16 protein-coding genes are annotated in these 17,704 nt (G+C 64.9%); 8 read left to right on the top strand and 8 right to left on the bottom strand.

The window, feature by feature from the left end:
- Positions 1-11: 11 nt before the first annotated feature.
- Positions 12-647, top strand: a complete 636-nt coding sequence (locus tag HU230_RS35075) for a pyridoxamine 5'-phosphate oxidase family protein (RefSeq protein WP_176534270.1) — start codon at positions 12-14, stop codon at positions 645-647.
- Here the strand turns inward: HU230_RS35075 and HU230_RS35080 are convergent.
- From HU230_RS35080 to HU230_RS35100, 5 genes are all read right to left on the bottom strand, one after another.
- Positions 641-1,036 carry a nuclear transport factor 2 family protein gene (locus HU230_RS35080; RefSeq protein WP_176534269.1) on the bottom strand — a complete coding sequence of 132 codons (396 nt, stop codon included), beginning with the start codon at positions 1,034-1,036 and terminating at the stop codon, positions 641-643. The genes HU230_RS35075 and HU230_RS35080 overlap by 7 nt on opposite strands.
- Positions 1,037-1,149: 113 nt before the next feature.
- Positions 1,150-4,302, bottom strand: a complete 3,153-nt coding sequence (locus tag HU230_RS35085) for an efflux RND transporter permease subunit (RefSeq protein WP_176534268.1) — start codon at positions 4,300-4,302, stop codon at positions 1,150-1,152.
- Positions 4,303-4,315: 13 nt separating this feature from the next.
- Positions 4,316-5,233, bottom strand: a complete 918-nt coding sequence (locus HU230_RS35090) for an efflux RND transporter periplasmic adaptor subunit (protein WP_176534267.1) — start codon at positions 5,231-5,233, stop codon at positions 4,316-4,318.
- 256 nt (positions 5,234-5,489) lie between these two features.
- Positions 5,490-6,137: an OmpA family protein gene (locus tag HU230_RS35095; RefSeq protein WP_176534266.1), complete on the bottom strand. Its 648-nt coding sequence runs from the start codon at positions 6,135-6,137 to the stop codon at positions 5,490-5,492.
- A 140-nt stretch (positions 6,138-6,277) separates the two neighbouring features.
- A complete protein-coding gene (locus HU230_RS35100) occupies positions 6,278-7,855 on the bottom strand; it encodes a caspase family protein (protein WP_176534265.1) in 1,578 nt (525 codons plus the stop codon).
- A gap of 367 nt (positions 7,856-8,222) precedes the next feature.
- On the opposite strand from HU230_RS35100, the gene HU230_RS35105 reads away from it, so the two are divergent.
- Both HU230_RS35105 and HU230_RS35110 read left to right on the top strand, forming a co-directional pair.
- Positions 8,223-9,056 carry an N-acyl homoserine lactonase family protein gene (locus HU230_RS35105; RefSeq protein WP_176534264.1) on the top strand — a complete coding sequence of 278 codons (834 nt, stop codon included), beginning with the start codon at positions 8,223-8,225 and terminating at the stop codon, positions 9,054-9,056.
- Positions 9,053-9,934 (top strand): NAD(P)-dependent oxidoreductase, encoded by an 882-nt coding sequence (locus tag HU230_RS35110; RefSeq protein WP_176534263.1) that lies wholly within the window; start codon positions 9,053-9,055, stop codon positions 9,932-9,934. Before HU230_RS35105 ends, HU230_RS35110 begins: the two co-directional genes overlap by 4 nt.
- A 210-nt stretch (positions 9,935-10,144) precedes the next feature.
- Here the strand turns inward: HU230_RS35110 and HU230_RS35115 are convergent, their stop codons facing one another.
- The gene (locus HU230_RS35115) at positions 10,145-10,705 is read right to left on the bottom strand and encodes a MarR family winged helix-turn-helix transcriptional regulator (RefSeq protein ID WP_176534262.1); all 561 of its coding nucleotides are present in this window, start codon (positions 10,703-10,705) and stop codon (positions 10,145-10,147) included.
- Positions 10,706-10,902: 197 nt separating this feature from the next.
- On the opposite strand from HU230_RS35115, the gene HU230_RS35120 reads away from it, so the two are divergent.
- From HU230_RS35120 to fahA, 5 genes are all read left to right on the top strand, one after another.
- On the top strand, positions 10,903-12,528 hold the full coding sequence (locus HU230_RS35120) for an FAD-dependent oxidoreductase (protein WP_176534261.1): 1,626 nt from the start codon (positions 10,903-10,905) through the stop codon (positions 12,526-12,528).
- A 9-nt stretch (positions 12,529-12,537) separates the two neighbouring features.
- Positions 12,538-12,765, top strand: coding sequence for a DUF2783 domain-containing protein (locus HU230_RS35125; RefSeq protein WP_176534260.1), 228 nt, complete (start codon positions 12,538-12,540; stop codon positions 12,763-12,765).
- Positions 12,766-12,793: 28 nt separating this feature from the next.
- Positions 12,794-13,750, top strand: a complete 957-nt coding sequence (locus HU230_RS35130) for an MBL fold metallo-hydrolase (RefSeq protein WP_176534259.1) — start codon at positions 12,794-12,796, stop codon at positions 13,748-13,750.
- Positions 13,750-15,096 carry a homogentisate 1,2-dioxygenase gene (gene hmgA, locus HU230_RS35135; protein WP_176534258.1) on the top strand — a complete coding sequence of 449 codons (1,347 nt, stop codon included), beginning with the start codon at positions 13,750-13,752 and terminating at the stop codon, positions 15,094-15,096. Before HU230_RS35130 ends, hmgA begins: the two co-directional genes overlap by 1 nt.
- A 210-nt stretch (positions 15,097-15,306) precedes the next feature.
- Positions 15,307-16,578 (top strand): fumarylacetoacetase, encoded by a 1,272-nt coding sequence (gene fahA, locus HU230_RS35140; RefSeq protein ID WP_176534257.1) that lies wholly within the window; start codon positions 15,307-15,309, stop codon positions 16,576-16,578.
- 167 nt (positions 16,579-16,745) lie between these two features.
- Here the strand turns inward: fahA and HU230_RS35145 are convergent, their stop codons facing one another.
- Both HU230_RS35145 and HU230_RS35150 read right to left on the bottom strand, forming a co-directional pair.
- Positions 16,746-17,057 carry a DUF1272 domain-containing protein gene (locus HU230_RS35145; RefSeq protein ID WP_176534256.1) on the bottom strand — a complete coding sequence of 104 codons (312 nt, stop codon included), beginning with the start codon at positions 17,055-17,057 and terminating at the stop codon, positions 16,746-16,748.
- A 160-nt stretch (positions 17,058-17,217) separates the two neighbouring features.
- The gene (locus tag HU230_RS35150) at positions 17,218-17,694 is read right to left on the bottom strand and encodes an Lrp/AsnC family transcriptional regulator (protein ID WP_176534255.1); all 477 of its coding nucleotides are present in this window, start codon (positions 17,692-17,694) and stop codon (positions 17,218-17,220) included.
- Positions 17,695-17,704 lie beyond the last annotated feature (10 nt).

Raw genomic sequence — 17,704 nt, forward strand, 5'->3', positions numbered from 1 at the left:
GGAGGTTCGCTATGGGTCACAAGGGCGCAGGCGGCAAGCCGCCGGTCAAGTCGCAGGAGGATCTTCGCGCGCATTTCGGGCAGTTGAGCCCACTCGCCGAGAAGAAGGTGCTCAACCATCTCGACAAGTTCTGCCGCGACTTCATCGCGCTGTCGCCGTTCCTGGTCATCGCCTCCAGCGACGGCAAGGGCCAGGCCGACGCCAGTCCGCGCGGCGATGCGCCGGGCTTCGTCTCGGTGCTCGATGACAAGACGCTGCTGATCCCGGACCGCCGCGGCAACAACCGGGTCGATACGTTCGGCAATATCCTGGCCTCGCCCGGGGTCGGCCTGATTTTCATGGTGCCGGGTATCAACGAGACGTTGCGCATCAACGGGCGAGCCGAGATCTCGCAGGAGCCGGATCTCCTGACGCCGCTGACGGTGCAGAACGTCACGCCGATCATCGGCATGAAGGTGCATGTCGATGAGACCTACTTCCATTGCGGCAAGGCGCTGATGCGCTCAAAGCTCTGGAATCCAGCCGCGCAGGTCGAGCGCCACAGTTTTCCGACGCTTGGCCGGATCATCGCCGAGCAGACCGCCGCCGTCGAGGTCGAGGTCGCCGAGAAGACGATGGAAGAGGCCTATCGCACCAGGCTCTACTGACGGCCGAGCTGGGCTGACGTGATTTGCTTCAGGAGCGCCGTATCGCCGAATTCGACGAGTTCGGCGATCTTGCCATTTTCGAACCTGAAGAGATCGACGACCTTCGTGGTGACGGTCAGATCCCTCGGAATGAAGCGGACCGTGATGGTCGAATGCACGGCAGCGCGATCGCCGTCGACGAGGAAGCTCGTGATCTTGCGATCGATGAACTCAAAGGCCTTGATAAACTCCTCCAGCGCCTGCCTGACGTTGGCGTGCCCCTCAAAGGCCCCCGTCAAATGAAAGGCCTCCTTGTCACCGACCAGTTCGAAACTGGCATCGGGAGCAAATGCGTCCATCAACGAATTAATATGACCCTTGCCGCGAGCGTCGTAGGCCTGGGTGACCAAGCGATGTATTGCGTCCCGATCTGCCATAGGGAGCCCCTCTCTTCGGTCTGAAAGGCAGGTAATCTACCACATCGCGAACACGATAGGATCGACAACTTTTGGGAGGCCTCGGTTCATTCCGCGGCAGGCGAGATCACGCTTGGCGGGCCGGGCGGCCGCTTGGTCTGGTCGGTCTGGCGCTCGCTCGGGGTTAGCTCGTGGTCGGCATGCGAGACCACGAGCCGCTTGCCGAAGCGCCAGATCAAGCCGCCGATATCGTCCATCACCATGAACATCGCCGGCACGAACACCAGCGACAGCACGGTCGAGAAGATCAGGCCGCCGATCACCGCGAGCGCCATCGGCGAGCGGAATTCGCCGCCGGCGCCAAATGCTAGGGCCGACGGCATCATGCCGGCGGCCATTGCGATCGTGGTCATCACGATCGGGCGGGCGCGCTTCATTCCGGCGTCGATCATGGCTTCCTCGCGCGCCTTGCCGTCGCGGATCGCCTCCACCGCGAATTCCACCAGCATGATGGCGTTCTTGGTGACGATGCCCATCAGCATCAGGATGCCGATCCACACCGGCGTGGTGAGCTGCTTGCCGGTCAAAAGCAGCGCGCCGATCGCACCTCCGATCGAGAGCGGCAGCGAGAACAGGATGGTGATCGGCTGCAGGAAGGTGCCGAACAGCAGCACCAGCACGGCGTAGACCATCATCAGGCCGGCGGTGATCGCGGTGGCGAAGCCGTCGGACAGTTCAGCGAGGCTCTCGGCGTCGCCGGACGGGCTGACCTTCACGCCCTTCGGCAGGCTCTTCATGACCGGGAGGTCGTAGATCAGCTTGGTGGCATCGCCGAGCGCGGCATTGCCGACGAGGTCGGCCGCGACGGTGGCCTGCCGCTCTCGGTCGTAGCGGTTGATGCTGGTCGGGCCCTGGTCGAGCTGGATGTCGGCGACGACGGAGAGCGGCACGCCACCGCGTTCGCCGCGCTGACCGAGCGGCACGCGCAGTTGCTCGAGCATCTGAAGGTCGCTGCGCGCATTGTCCTCGAGCTGGACGCGGATCGGGACCTGGCGGTCGCCGGCGTCGAACTTCGCCAGCGCCGGGCCGACGTCGCCGATGGTGGCGACGCGGATGGTCTGCGACAGGCTCTCGGTCGAGACGCCGAGCCGAGCCGCGAGCTCGGCGCGCGGACGGATGCGCAGTTCGGGCCGGTCGAGCGCGGTCTCCGAGATCACGTTGGCGATGATCGGGATCCGCTTCATCTGCGTCGCCAGCTCGCTGGCGACGTTATTGACGATGTTGCTGTCGGTGCCGGTGACGACCAGCGAGATGGCGCGCAGGCCGTTCTCGTCGAGGAACCAGAACCGGATATCGGGGACGTTATCGAGCTCCTTGCCGATCGACAGCTCCAGCTCGCGCTGGGTGATCCTGCGATCCGCCTTCGGCGTGTAGTTGATGATCAGCGCGGCGCGGCGGACTTCCTGGATACCCGGCGGCACGCGGCCGCCGTCGACGAACACGCTGCGCACCTCGGGCCGCTTGCGCAGGCGCGCAACGATCTCCTCGGTGACCTTCTCGGTATAGGCAAGCTGCGAGCCGGGCGGCAGCTCCATCGCGAGCAGCGAGCGCGCGGTGTCCTGCGCCGGCAGGAAACCCTGCGGCAGCAGCGTGATGCTCCAGATCGATGCGGCGAACACCGCAAAGCCGATCAGCACGGTGATATAATGGTGCTTCACCGACCAGGTGACGAGGCCGTGATAGCTGCGCAGGATGCGGCCGGGCGGCGGGTCGTCGTGGTCATGATGCTTGAGAAAATAGGCGGCCAGCATCGGCGTCACGAAGCGCGCGGCGAGCAGCGAGAAGAACACCTGCACCGACACCGTAATGCCGAACTGCTTGAAGAATTGCCCGGCGATCCCGGACATGAAGCTCGCCGGCGCGAAGATCGCGATGATGGTGAGCGAGATCGCGATCACCGCAAGCCCGATCTCGTCCGCGGCTTCAAGCGCGGCCCGGTAGGGCGTCTTGCCCATCCGCATGTGGCGGACGATGTTCTCGATCTCGACGATGGCGTCGTCGACCAGAATGCCGGTCGACAGCGTGATGGCGAGGAAGGAGACGAGGTTGAGCGAGAAGCCGAGCAGGTCCATCGCCCAGAACGCCGGGAAGATCGACAGCGGCAGCGAAACCGCCGCGATGATGGTGGCGCGCATGTCGCGCAGGAACAGCAGCACGATGATGACGGCGAGGATCGCGCCCTCGAACAAGGTCGAGATCGCGGCCTCGTAATTGCCCTTGGTGAATTCGACCGAGGTGTCGATCAGCTTGAGGTCGACGTCGGGATAGGCAACTTTCAGGGCGTCGATCCGCTTCTGCACCGCGGCCGCGACGACGACGTCGCTGGCGCCCTTGGAGCGCTTGATGCCGAGCGCGACCACCGGCTCGCCGTTGAAGCGGGCGAAGGTGCGCCGGTCGGCGATCGTGTCGGTGACGGTGCCGAGATCGTCGAGCCGGATCTCGCCGCCGCCGAACAGCGGAATCATGGTGCCGGCGAGCTCGTTCAGCGTCTTGGCGCCGGCCAGGGTGCGGATCGCCTGGTCGTTCTTGCCGATCTCGGCGCGGCCGCCGGCGACGTCGACATTGGTGCCGCGCAGGATCTGGCTGACATTGACCGCGGTCAGCCCCACAGCCTGCAGCTTGTCGGGATCGAGCGAGACCAGGATCTCGCGCTCGACACCGCCGATGCGTTCGACCTGGGCGACGCCGCGCACGCCCTGCAGCGCGCGCTTGACCACGTCGTCGACGAAGTAAGAGAGCTGCTCCGGCGTCTTGCCGGGCGAGATCGCAGCGTACGTCACGATCGGCAGGCCGATCACGTCGACGCGCTGGATCAAGGGCTCGGTGACGTTCTGCGGCAGGTTGGCGCGCACCCGCGTCACCGCGTCCTTGACGTCGTTGAGTGCGCGGTCGGTGTTGGTCTCCAGCGCGAACTGGATCGTGGTCACCGACAGGCCGTCGGTGATGGAGGACGAGATGTGGCGCACGCCCTCGACGCCGGAGACGCCGTCCTCGATCGTTTTGGTGACCTGCGACTCAAGTTCCGAGGGCGCGGCGCCGAACTGCGACACCGCGACCGAGATCACCGGAATGTCGGCGCTCGGCAGCCGCGTCACGGCGAGCTTGGTGAAGGAGACCCAGCCCAGGACCAGCAGGATGATCGAGAAGACGATCGAGGGAAGCGGGTTCCGGATCGACCATGCCGAGATGTTCAAAGCCATTAGCGTGCCCGAATTAGCGTGATCGCGTGCGATCGAGTTCGTCGGCGAACATGGTCTTGATCTGGTCGCCGTCATGCAGCGAGGTGCCAGCATCGGCCACGACGATTTCGCCGACGTCGAGGCCTTCAAGGATTTCGGTCGAAGTGTCGGAGGTCAGCCCGACGCGCACCCTGCGGGTCTCGACCGTGTTGCCCTTCACGACCTGCAGGGTCAGGCGGTCGATCGCGGTGCGCGGCACGGCAACGCCGCAGGAGCGCTTGGCGTCGATATTGGCGCGCGCGAACATGCCGACCTTCAGCGTCGGATTGTTGTTGATGGTGATGCGGACATGCCCGAGCTGGGTGGCGCGATCGATCTGCGGCGAGATCTGGCGGACCTTGCCGACGATGTCGGGCGCGTCGTCGCGGCTGATCCGGACATTGGCGCCGGGATTGAGCTTTAGGAGCTGGAAGCCCGGCACCTCGGCGTCGAGCTCGATCTCGTTGTTGACGGAGATCTTGAACATCGGCGGAGCCTGCGGCGAGGCCGGAGCGCCGGGCGCGGTGCGCACCTCGGTGACGAGGCCGGCCGCCGGCGCGCGCAGCACGATCGGCTTGGCATTGCCCTGCGCCGCCTGCTGCGGCGGCGGGGTCAACCGCGCCAGTTCCTGGTTCTCGGTCACGGTGTCACCCTCGCGGACCAGCACGTCGGAGACCTTGGAGCCGTCCTGGTCGACATTCACCTGCGCCTCGCGGCGCGGCACGATGAAGCCGGTGACGCGGACCATGTCGGAGAAGCAGGCATTGGTCGACTTCGTCACCACGACCAGCGCCTGGCCCGGCGTCTCCTTCTCCTCCGGATGGGAGCGGTGCTCGAACGCGTAATAGGCGATCGCCAGCGCGAGGAACACCACCGTGCCGAGCGCAGGCTTGAGGTACTGGGAGAAATTCATCGCCTGATCAATCCAGAACTTGGCGCGTATCGACAGTGATTGTCTTAGGCGCTCGTCGAAGTCTCATCTCGCCGTCGTATCGTGTGGGCATCGGAAAGGCCGGGGTCCATTGTTCCGGATCGTGCCCTGACGTCATGTGAGGCGGGTCACCTGTGGGCCGCTTTGGTCGTACGCCCCAAAGCAAATGCGCCCCGCCGGGGTGCGGGACGCATTGTAACCTCAAAAAGCGGCCACGCCACCGCCCATCGCCTCTGGATCACTTGGCGGCGGTGTCCTTGTTTTCCATGTTCACAACCTGCACGCGCCGGTTGACGTCCGCCATCGGGTGGCTCGGGTCCTTCAGCTTGCTCTTGCCATAGCCGACGGTGACGAGATCGGTGCCGTTGATGCCATATTTGTCGACCAGATAGCGTTTGATGGCGTCGGCGCGGCGCTCCGAGAGGCCCTGATTGTAGTCCTCGCCGCCTGCGGCGTCGGTGTGGCCGGCGACCACGAAGGTCGAGCCCTTCAGGTCCTGATTGGTCAAAGCGCGGCCGAGCGCCTGCACCGAGGCCAGCGACTTCGCGCTGATGTCGGCGGAGTTGTAGTCGAAGTTGATCTCGAGATCGATCTTCGGCTTGTCCTGGACGATGGTCGCGATTTCCTCGCGCTCGGTCGAAGACAGCGAGCGGGTGGCGCGGCCACGGACGCTCTGTACGAATTTGGCCTGGTCGGCGCTCAGTCCGGGCGAGGTCTGCGGGCCGGCCGAGAGGCCGCGGGTCAGCGGCTTCTTCTCGGGCGTCAGTGCCTTGATGATCTGATCCTCGGTGACGTCACCAGCGCGGGCGGCCGCCATGCCGAACGACAGCACGGCGCCGACGGTCACGATTGAAAGGAGCGCGGCCCTTGCCGACGGTTTGAACATTTCGGTCCCTCCTGCGCCGGCTGGCGCGGTTCCATACAACTCTTCGGATTGATCGCGGGCATCGCTGCCCGGCACGCACCCTCTGATTAGTCGCGCAATTTCGCCCGCGGTTCGAGCCGCGGGCAGGCCTCGTTCTTTTGTCACTGTACGCCGTAGTCGGCGAATTCCTTGACGATGTTCGGGTCCATCGCCTTGGCGTTGGCGATGTCGAGATCGCCTTCCGCGACCGCGCCATTGCGCTTCTTGGCAAGGCCGCGCCCGTACAGCGACGAGGTCAGCCGCGGGTTGATCTTCAGTGCGGCGTCGAAATCGGCGATGGCGTTCTTGTTCTGCCCGCCCTTCAGGTTCATCAGCCCGCGGCTGTCGAGCGCATCGACGAAATTCGGGCGCAGCCGCAGCGCCTCGTTGCAGTCCTTCAGGGCCGCCTGCAGGTCGCCGATCACGGTGCGGACCCAGCAGCGATTGTTATAGGCCTCGACATCCTTCGGGTTCAGCCGCAGCGAATCGGTGAAATCCTTCACCGCGAGGTCGTAGGCGCCCTTGCTGGCAAAGACCTGGCCGCGGCGATACAGCGCAGCCGCGTCATCCGGGTTCTTGTCGAGCCTTTCGTTCAGGCCCTTGATCGTCGGATCATCCGCGAGCACGGGCGAATTGCTCGGGGCCGGCGTGGGCTGGATCACCACCGGCGGCGGAGGCGCGGGTGGCGGCAGCGCGATCTCGGGCGCTTTTGGGGGAGGTGGGGGTGCGGCGGGCGCTGTCGCGACGGCTGGCTTCGGCGGCGCCGGCGGTGGCGTCGGCGCCGCCGCGGCTGGGGGCGTTGGTGTCGGCTTCGGCGTTGCAACGGGCGCGGCTGGCGGAGCCGGTGGAGGCGAGACCGGCGGTGCCGTTGCCACCTCGAGCGACGGTGATGCGGCAGGCGCGGGCGCGGCGTTCGACGGTCCCGTTGCGCCGCCTGGAACGGCTCCGCCGGCTGGACTGAACGAGAAATCCTCGGCCAGCGACGACGAGATCCACGGCACCTGTTCCTGCCGTGAGGCGCGGGTGACGCCGACGCGGGTGCGGTTCAGCGTTTCCTCAGCCATCAGGTCGGGGGTGCGGATCTCCTTCAGCAGTTCCCGCACGAACAGGCTGCGGTCGCTGCCATTGTCCGAGACCACCGACGAGAGCGCGGCCGAATACATCACCAACGTCCCGTTGGGTGCGATCACCGGGGCGAGCCCCGCCGAGAAGCTGCGGAAACGGCGCTCGAACGGGTTGCGCCGCGAGGCGTCGACCAGGGCGATCTTGACCCCGGCACCGCGGCTGTTGATCTCGCCGAGCACGGTCTCGAGGCTGAAGCCGTCGCGGCGGACGTCGGCCTCGGCCCAGATCTGGGCATCGATCGGGATCATGTAGCTCTGCCGGTTCGACTGGATGCCGTAACCCGAGAAGAAGATCAGCGCGACCGAGCCCGGCTTGATCTTGCCATAGAGCCGATCGAAGGCGCGCCGCATGCCGTCGCCCGTCAGGTTCTCGCCGACCTCGACGGTGAAGCCGTCGCGCTTGAGCTCATCGGCGACGTCACGCGCGTCGTTGACCGGCTCCTTCAGCGGTGCGTCGGCGTCGGGATATTTGGCGTTGCCGATGACCAGCGCGAAACGATCGCCGGCAGCGACGGACAGGGTGGGCGACGCGATTGAAAAAATCAGCGTGGCGAGCAAGGCAAGGCGGATTTTCATAATCGCGGCTAATCCAGATCGCGGCATTGCAATGAAATGGCGCCGCTTTCAGCCTGCGCCCCGGGGACCTTACTCTAGCGAAAATCCATTATCAAACCACGGTCAAACCCCCGTCAACGGCCTGCGGCACCATCGCTAATCGCGGCGGCGGTAACGAGGCCGCAGTGCAACAGCCGCGATCATGGCGCCATCGCCTCCGTGGCATGGTGCAGGTTCCTGCGACTGGATAGTGTGATTGCATTCACAGAGGCTGCGGCCGTCCTGTCATGCGCTCGTCGCACTTTGCGCGGTTTGACCTTTGCGCGAGGCGATGGCTTTGTGGTCGGGACGCCGAGCCATTCAAGAACAGCCAACAAGAGCGATACCGATGGGAAACGCCTACGAAATCTACGCCCTGCGCTATGCGACGATGTCGCCGCGCACGCCCCACCTCAATTTCCTGGTGCCCGATCCGCACGACACCACGGCGCAGGATCTCGATTATTTCGTCTGGCTGATCCGCGGCCACGGCCGCGACATCCTGGTCGACACCGGCTTCAACGCCGAGGAGGCCAAGGCGCGCGCCCGCAAGCTGACGCTCAACCCGGTCGATGCGCTGGCCGGCTTCGGTGTCAGCGCCGATGCGATCCGCGACGTCATCGTCACCCATCTGCATTATGACCACGCCGGCAATCTGGATCGCTTCCCGAATGCCAAATTCCATCTGCAGGAACGCGAGATGAGCTACGCGACCGGCCGCTGCATGTGCAACGGCATGCTGCGCCATCCGTTCTCCATTGAACATGTCACGCAGATGGTACGCCATGTCTACGGCGAGCGCGTCACCTTCCATTCCGGCGACGGGGAGATCGCGCCCGGCGTCACCGTGCATCGCGTCGGCGGTCATTCCGACGGCCTGCAGGTGGTGCGGGTCGAGACCGCGCGCGGCCCGGTCGTGCTGGCGTCGGACGCCGCGCATTATTATGCGAACCTGCACAAGCGGAGCCCGTTCCCGATCGTCTACAATGTCGGCGACATGGCGCAGGGCTGGGAGACCGTCGAGCGGCTTGCCGGTCATCCCGACCGCTTCATCCCGGGCCACGATCCGATCGTCAGCGAGATCTATCCGCGCGCCAGCGACAAGGTCGATGCGTTCGCATTGCATCTGGCGCCATCGCATCTGCAACACGTCAAGAAACGTCAAAAAGAAGAAGCGATATGACTGAATACAAGACCCTCGGATTCATCGGCCTCGGCGTGATGGGTGAGCCGATTTGCCGCAACCTAGTCAAGAAGAGCGGCAAGCGCGTCGTGGTGTTCGACCTCGCGACTGAGCCGCTGCAACGGCTACGCGCTGATGGCGCCGATGTGGCTGAAACGGTCGCCGACGTCATCAAGCAGAGCGATGTGCTGTTCCTCTGCCTGCCGAGCGCCAAACACGTGCGCGCGGTGTTCGAGGGCGACGGCATTCTGAAGAACGTCAGAAGCGGCCAGGTCGTGGTCGATCTCGGCACGTCCTCGGTCAGCCAGACCCGCGACTTTGCCGGCCAGTTGCAGGCGAAGGGTGCGGCCTGGGCCGACGCGCCGATCGCACGCACCCGGCAAGCGGCGCAGGACGGCACGCTCAGCGTGATGGTCGGTGCGGTGCCCGTGCTCTACGCCGCGATCGAGCCCTTGATCCGCTGCTTTGCCACCGACGTCACCAATTGCGGCGACGTCGGCGCGGGGCAGGTGACCAAGATCCTCAACAACATGGTGCTGTTCGAGACCGTGAACGCGCTGGCCGAGGCTGTCGCGGTGGCGAAGCACAATGGCGTCGATCCAAAGCTGTTGCTGGAAACCCTGTCGAAGGGCTCGGCCGACAGCTTTGCGCTGCGCAACCACGGCATGAAGGCGATCGTGCCCGGCCTGTTTCCGGAGCGCGCGTTCTCGACCGAATATGCGTTGAAGGATCTGTCCTACGCGCTGGAACTCGCCGCCGACGCCGGCATCAGGATCCGCGGCGCGGAGCTGATCGGCACGGTGCTGCAGGAGGCGATCGACAAGGGATCGAAGGATAATTATTTCCCGGTGATCGCGAAACATATCGATCGGGCGTAGCTCTCGCGCCGCATGAACTGCGTAGGGCGGATCCGCCCTACGCGACTGTGCTCGTGTTGGGACGCCAGCCAACCCCCAGCGTCGTCCTGGCGAAAGCCAGGACCCATAACCACAAATATCGTTTGTTGTGCTTTGCAGGAACGACGAGTCCCGTTCACAACACCGGCCGCGGCGTATGGGTCCTGGCTTTCGCCAGGACGACGGCAGGGTTTAGTACACGTCCTTGGCGTCGGCCTCTTCGCTGGTCTGCACCAGCTCGAGGCTGGTCTCGACCTTGCCGAGCAGGCGGGCGAGATCGCGGCGCTCCTGTGCGGACAGGCAAGACAGGATCTCCTGCTCCTTGCGCAGCAGGCGCGGGATCAGCTCTTCGTAGAGTACCTGGCCCTTCTTCGTCAGGCGCAGGCGGAATTCGCGGCGGTCGTCGGCGTTCTCGACGCGCTCGACGATCTCGCGCTCCATCAGCGCCGAGACCGCGCGGCTGATGGTGGATTTGTGCGTGCGGGTGCAATGCGCGATGTATTGCGCGCTGCAGGGATCGCTGCGGAAGCCCAGCGTCGCGAGCACGCGCCATTCCGGAATGTCGAGGCCGTACCGCTCCTGGTATTCGCTCGACAGCGCCGAGGACACCTCGGCCGCCAGCCGGTTCAGGCGGAACGGCATGAAGTGGAAGAGATCGAGGCGCTTCTTGGTTGGCGCGACATTGTCGCGCGCGTCCGCTTCCACGGCGCCGCGTGGCCGCATCGGAGGCTGGCTTGCAGAGGTCCTGGCCAAAAATTCCTCCAATTTGAGTTGACGGCGGGCCCGACTGGGAGTTTAAGATAGTTGCAAGTGAGACTAATTTAGCAAGGTCGCGGCCGGCTCGCAAGGTTTTGTCGCAAAAGGTCCTGGTCGCAAACCAGCTGCACAAGCCGCAGCCAAAAGCCGACGGCACCAGGGAACATCCAGGGTCACGCAATCAGGGTCACGCAATGGCACAAGCCAATACGGCACAGGCCAAAACCCAGTTCGGCTATCGCCGTCATCTCGACCAGGAGCGGTCGGGCACCAACGTCGCGGAGCATCCGGTCGTGGTGGTCGGCGCCGGACCGGTGGGATTGTCGCTCGCGATCGATCTCGCGCAGCGCGGCCAGCGCGTGCTGCTGCTCGACGATGCCGACCGGATCGGCGAGGGTTCCCGCGCGATCTGCTTCTCGAAACGCTCGCTGGAATTCTGGGATCGCCTCGGTGTCGGCGACCGCATGGTCGAGAAGGGCGTGGTGTGGAGCGTCGGCAAGATCTTCCACGGCGCCTCGCAGCTCTACCAGTTCAATTTGCTTCCCGAGGAAGGTCACAAGCGGCCCGCCTTCATCAACCTGCAGCAGTTCTATGCCGAGGCCTATCTGGTCGACCGGGTCGAGCAGCTGCCTGAAATCGATCTGCGCTGGCGCAACAAGGTGATCGCGCTGGAGAGCCGCAACGATGGCGTTGCGTTGACCATCGCGACCCCGGAAGGCACGTATCAGGTGCACGCGTCGTTTGTCGTCGCCTGCGACGGCGCCCGGTCCTCGCTGCGGCAGATGGTCGGTGCGGACTTTGCGGGGCAGGTGTTCGAGGACCAGTTCCTGATCGCCGACGTCAAGATGACCGCGGCATTCCCGACCGAGCGCTGGTTCTGGTTCGATCCGCCGTTCCACGCTGGACGCTCGGCGCTGCTGCACAAGCAGCCGGACGACATCTGGCGGATCGACCTGCAGCTCAATCCGGATGCCGATCCGGTGGCCGAGAAGCAGCCCGAGAATGTCCGGCCGCGGATCGAGCGCATGCTCGGGCACGACAAGTTCGAGTTCGAATGGATCTCGCTCTACAAGTTCCAGTGCCGCCGGATGGCCAGGTTTATCCATGGCCGCGTGATCTTTGCCGGCGATTCCGCGCACCAGGTCTCGCCGTTCGGTGCGCGCGGCGCCAATTCCGGGCTCGAGGATGCCGAGAATCTGGCGTGGAAGCTCGATCGCGTGTTGCGCCGGCTGTCGCCGGAAGGCCTGCTCGAGACCTATCACATCGAGCGCAGTGCGGCGGCGGATGAGAACATCCGCGAATCCACCCGCTCGACCGATTTCATGGCGCCGGTGACGAAACAGGAGGCGCGGCTGCGCCAGGCGGTGCTGTCGCTCGCCAAGGATACCGAGTTCGGCAAACGCATGGTCAATGGCGGCCGGCTGTCGGTGCCGTCGGTCTACGACACGCCGCTGTCGACCAGCGATCGCGACGACTGGCGCGGCGGCCCGCGGCCGGGCGCCTCGATGCTGGATGCGCCGGTGACCGAGCAGGGCGGTTCCAGCTATCTGACCGACGTTTTCATCAGGCAGGGAACGCGTTTCACGCTGCTGGAGTTTGGCAATGGCGCGGCTGCCGATGTGCCTGACGGCGTCGGCACGATCCGGGTCGGTGGCGAGGGCGGGCTGGTCGACGCGCAAGGCCTTGCCGGCAAGCGCTACGATGCCGAGCCCGGTACCGCCTATCTGCTGCGGCCGGACGGCTATGTCGCGGCACGCTTCCGCAACGTCACGCGGCCGGCACTCGATGCGGCGCTGGCGCGCGCAGCCGGCCTGAACTGAGGAGCGGTCATGGCTCTGTCGACGAGTTCGAACTTCGTCAGTCCCGACGACGCCTTCCGCGCCATCGTCGAGGCGCATCGCGGCCTCACAGAGTCGCAGAGCGCCGATCTCGATGCCGCCCTGGTGCTGGTGCTCGCCAACCATATCGGCGATCTCGACGTGCTGCGGGAGGCGATCGCGCTGGCGAAGCTGCGCACGCTGGATGCGAGCCAGCAGCAACAACAGCAACAACAATAGCACTGATCAAACGGACAGGATTGAACTGATGGCCAAAGGTTTTGCATCGACCACGGATCTCGCGGAGAAGAAGGTCACCTTCTCCGAGATCGGCACCGATCTCTACGCCTTCACCGCCGAGGGCGATCCCAACACCGCTGTCATCGTCGGTGACGATGGCTGCCTGGTGTTCGACGCGCAGGCGACGCCGGCGATGGCGAACAAGGTGATCGAGCGGGTCAAGGCCGTGACCGACAAGCCGATCAAATATGTCGTGCTGTCGCACTATCATGCGGTGCGCGTGCTTGGCGCCTCGGCCTATCACGCACAGGGCATCGTCGCCTCGCAGGAGACCTATCGCCTGATCCAGGAGCGCGGCCAGCAGGACTGGGATTCCGAATATGGCCGCTTCCCACGGCTGTTTCAGGATGCCGCGAGCATTCCCGGCCTGACCTGGCCGACGCTGACCTTCGAAGGCGAAATGTCGATCTATCTCGGCAAGCGCGAGGTGCGGCTGATGCAGCTCGGCGCCGGCCACACCTCGGGCGATATCGTCGCCTGGGTGCCGGATGCCGAGGTGATGTTCTCCGGCGACCTGATCGAGTATCACTCGGCCTGCTATTGCGGCGATGCGCATTTGCGCGAATGGCCGATGACCTTGAACGAAATCCGCGCCTTCAATCCGAAGGCGATCGCGCCGGGCCGCGGCGATGCGCTGAAGGGTTTCGAGACCGGACGCGATGCGATCGCGATGACCCGCGATTTCGTCACCACGCTCTATGGCGCCGCCGAATCGTCTGTTGCCAAGGGCCGCAGCTTGAAGGAATCGATGGCGGCGACGCGCGAGGTGATGGACCCGAAATTCTCGAAGTTTGCGATCTACGAACACTGCCTGCCGTTCAACGTTTCGCGTGCCTACGACGAGGCGTCCGGGATCGACGATCCCGTGATCTGGACCGACAAGCGCGACCAGGAAATGTGGGCCGCCCTGCAAGGAGGATCATGATGAACATCAATACCTCGCCTGATCAGATCGTTCGCAGCTCGGGGCAAGTCACGCCGGGCTACATGTCCGGCTTCGGCAACAGTTTCGAGACCGAGGCACTCCCCGGCGCGCTGCCGATGGGGCGCAACTCGCCGCAGCGCTGCGCCTACGGGCTCTATGCCGAACAGCTTTCCGGCTCGCCGTTCACGGCGCCGCGCGGCACCAATGAACGCTCCTGGCTCTACCGCATCCGTCCGTCGGTGCGGCATTCCGGCCGCTTCGCCAAGGCGGATGCCGGGCTGTGGCGCACCGCGCCGTGTCACGAATACGACATGCCGATCGCGCAGCTGCGCTGGGACCCGGCGCCGATCCCGAAGCAGGACATGACCTTCCTGCAGGGCGTGCAGACCATGACCACGGCCGGTGATGCCAATACGCAAGCCGGCATGGCGGCGCACATCTATCTGATCACCAAATCGATGGTCGATCAGCATTTCTACAATGCCGATGGCGAGATGATGTTCGTGCTGCAGCAGGGCAATCTGCGCCTCGTCACCGAGTTCGGCCGCATCGATGCCGAACCGGGCGAGATCGTGGTGATCCCGCGCGGCGTCAAATTCCGCGTCGAGATTCCGAATGGCCCGGCGCGCGGCTATCTCTGCGAGAACTACGGCGGCGCCTTCACGCTGCCGGAGCGCGGCCCGATCGGCGCCAATTGCCTGGCCAATTCGCGCGACTTCCTGACGCCGGTGGCTAGCTACGAGGACAAAGACACCCCGACCGAGCTCTACGTGAAGTGGGGCGGCGCGCTGTTCAAGACCACGTTGCCGCATTCGCCGATCGACGTCGTCGCCTGGCACGGCAATTATGCGCCGTACAAATACGATTTGCGCACTTTCTCGCCGGTCGGCGCGATCGCGTTCGATCATCCGGATCCGTCGATCTTCACGGTGCTGACCTCGCCGTCGGAGACGGCCGGCACCGCGAACATCGACTTCGTGATCTTCCCGGAACGCTGGATGGTGGCCGACAACACCTTCCGTCCGCCGTGGTACCACATGAACATCATGTCCGAGTTCATGGGTCTGATCTACGGCGTCTACGACGCCAAGCCGCAAGGCTTCGTGCCCGGCGGCATCTCGCTGCACAACATGATGCTGCCGCATGGCCCTGATCGTGAAGCCTTCGAGCATGCCAGCAATGGCGAGCTCAAGCCCGTGAAGCTGACCGGCACCATGGCCTTCATGTTCGAGACGCGCTACCCACAGCGGGTCACGCAGCATGCCGCGACCTCGACGACGCTGCAGGACGACTACGCGGATTGCTGGAAGGGGTTGGAGAAGAAGTTCGACCCGAACAAGCCGTGACGCCTCCACCCTCCCCTGGAGGGGGAGGGTCGGTTCGCATGCAGCGAAGCGGAATGCGAAACGGGGGTGGGGTGATCTCTCAACCGGGCGATGTGTTCGCGGATAGACCGTCACCCCACCCCGCCGCTCATTTCATTCGCGTCGACCCTCCCCCTCCAGGGGAGGGTAAAGAAGATCAGCTGTTGCACTTGATTGCACATCGGAACCCCCATGCCCCACCCCAACGACCCAAAGCTCCGCTCCTTCATCGACATCGCGCCCACTTCGGACTTCCCGATCCAGAACCTGCCCTACGGCGTGTTTTCGTCGAAGGACGGCCTTGCGCCACGCGTCGGCGTCGCGATCGGCGACTATGTGCTCGACCTCTGGGAGCTCGAACAGGACGCGCGGCTCGATGTCGGGCCACTCGGCGTGTTCTCGCAGCCGTCGCTCAATGCCTTCATGGCGCTCGGGCCGAAGGTCTGGTCGGCGACGCGGGTGCGGATCAGCGAGCTGTTGCGCGCCGATCATCCCGAGCTGCGCGACAACAGGGAATTGCGGGCGCGGGCGCTGGTGCCGATGGCGGACGTCCGGCTGCACATGCCTTTCGCCGTCTCGGGCTATACCGATTTCTATTCGTCGAAGGAGCACGCCACCAATGTCGGCGTCATGTTCCGCGGCAAGGACAATGCGCTGCAGCCGAACTGGCTGCACATGCCGATCGGCTACAACGGCCGCGCCTCGACCGTGGTGGTTGGCGGCACCAAGGTGCGGCGGCCGCGCGGGCAGCTGAAGCCGCTGACCGCAGACGTGCCGAGCTTCGGCGCCTGCAAGCGGCTCGACTTCGAGCTCGAGATGGGCGTCGTGGTTGGCCAGGCCTCGCCGATGGGCGAGATGCTCACCGAGAAGCAGGCCGAAGAGATGATCTTCGGCTTCGTCATCCTCAACGATTGGAGCGCGCGCGACATCCAGCAATGGGAGTATGTGCCGCTCGGCCCGTTCCAGGCCAAAGCGTTCGCGACCTCGATCAGCCCGTGGGTGGTGACGCGCGAGGCGCTCGAGCCGTTCCGCATGCAGGGCCCGGCGCAGCAGCCGGAGCCGCTCGCTTATCTCAAGCAGGCGCAGCCGAACAATTACGACTTGCAGCTCGACGTCGCGCTGCGCGCCGGAGCGATGAACGAAGCGAAGACGATCTGCAGCACCAACTTCAAATACATGTACTGGTCGTCGGTGCAGCAGCTCGTGCACCATGCTTCCAGCGGCTGCGCGATGAATGTCGGCGACCTCCTCGGCAGCGGCACGATCTCCGGTCCCGAAAAGCATCAGCGCGGCAGCCTCCTGGAAATCAGCTGGAACGGCACCGAGCCGGTCGAGCTTGCCAGCGGCGTCACGCGCTCGTTCCTGGAGGACGGCGATTCACTCGTCATGCGCGGCTGGTGCCAGGGCGACGGCTATCGCATAGGCTTTGGCGAGGTCGAGGGTACGATCGTCGCGGCGGAGTAGCTGTTGGCCGTCTTGCGCTGCTCCACCTCCCCTTGAAAAGGGGAGGTCGGTTTGCGCAGCAAGCCGGGTGCGGATCTGCTCTCTCCACCAACGCCAGCGCTCGCGGCTTGACCCCCCATCCCACCTTCCCCCTTTCAGGGGGAAGGAGCCCGACAAGCCGTGCAGCCTCACCGCTCCTCCGGCCTGACATCCCTCAGCCGCGCCGTATTCGCCGCGCAGTCCTCGAGGCTGTATTTCAGATGCACCCGCTTGTCCGACGGCGGCTGGTTCACGGTGCAGACACCCGCCCGCCACGGCTTGGCCGGGCGGATCGGCCGCGGTGCAAAACCGCCGCCGCAGTTCGGGCAAACATTGCCGAGCTTGTTCTCCGCGCAATCCGCACAGAACGTGCATTCGTACGAGCAGATCCGCGCCTCCAGCGCGCTGGGTGGCAGGTCCTTGTCGCAATACTCGCAGTTCGGTCGCAGCTGCAGCGCCATGGCTTTCCTCTGATTCTTGGATGCCGCGTACACCGCTGCACGTCTCGCGCAAGGGGAGAGGGAGCCCACCGCCGATGCCGCGGCATCGAGCCAATTCATGCGAATGATCGCAAATCGGGCCGGGAAAGCGAATGACGGAATTCCCTCGATTTGCGCCAGGTTAGGTCGGTAACGCCTTCAGCGGCAGCTTGGTGCTCTCCTTCAGGCGGTCGAGCACGATCGAGGAGCGCACATGCGCCACGCTCTGGTGCGGCATCAGCACGTTGTTGACGATGTCGGACAGGCTCTTCAGGTCGCGCAGCATCACCTTCAGCACGTAATCGGCATCGCCGGTCAGTGCATAGGCCTCCTGGATGTCGTCGACGCGGTTGACCAGTTCGCGAAACCGCTTGGCGTTGTCGGGCGAATGGGTCGCGAGCGTAATGTGGATGAAGGCGATCAGGCCGAAGCCGAGCGCCTCGCCGGCGAGGTCGGCGTGATAGCCGGAAATCACCTTCTCCTCCTCCAGCCGCATCCGCCGCCGCGAGCATTGCGAGGCGGAGAGCCCGACCAGGTCGGCGAGCTGCTGGTTGGTCAACCGCCCGTCGTCCTGCAACGCGGCGAGCATCTTGAGGTCGAAAGCGTCAACGTCAGACATGCGCGGATGG

It is taken from the genome of Bradyrhizobium quebecense (genome assembly GCF_013373795.3).
Lineage (GTDB): Bacteria > Pseudomonadota > Alphaproteobacteria > Rhizobiales > Xanthobacteraceae > Bradyrhizobium > Bradyrhizobium quebecense.